Annotated in this window: 1 rRNA gene; it reads right to left on the bottom strand. The window is 52.2% G+C overall.

Annotation, left to right across the window (positions count from 1 at the left end):
* Positions 1-44 precede the first annotated feature (44 nt).
* Positions 45-546 (bottom strand): 16S ribosomal RNA (locus AC6CHR_RS25070); the annotation flags it as partial.

The raw sequence follows: 546 nt of genomic DNA, 5'->3' as shown, positions 1-546 counted from the left end.
TCTCTCAAAACTAAACAAAAACCAAGCGAAACCATTTTCCTTAGAAAGGAGGTGATCCAGCCGCACCTTCCGATACGGCTACCTTGTTACGACTTCACCCCAATCATCTGTCCCACCTTAGGCGGCTAGCTCCTTACGGTTACTCCACCGACTTCGGGTGTTACAAACTCTCGTGGTGTGACGGGCGGTGTGTACAAGGCCCGGGAACGTATTCACCGTGGCATGCTGATCCACGATTACTAGCGATTCCAGCTTCATGCAGGCGAGTTGCAGCCTGCAATCCGAACTGAGAATGGTTTTATGGGATTCGCTTAACTTCGCAGTCTCGCAGCCCTTTGTACCATCCATTGTAGCACGTGTGTAGCCCAGGTCATAAGGGGCATGATGATTTGACGTCATCCCCACCTTCCTCCGGTTTGTCACCGGCAGTCACCTTAGAGTGCCCAACTAAATGCTGGCAACTAAGATCAAGGGTTGCGCTCGTTGCGGGACTTAACCCAACATCTCACGACACGAGCTGACGACAACCATGCACCACCTGTCACC

This window comes from Metabacillus sp. GQ13 (assembly GCF_059758525.1).
Note: the sequence above shows the minus strand (reverse complement) of the source record. Positions and strands in the feature narration are given on the sequence as shown.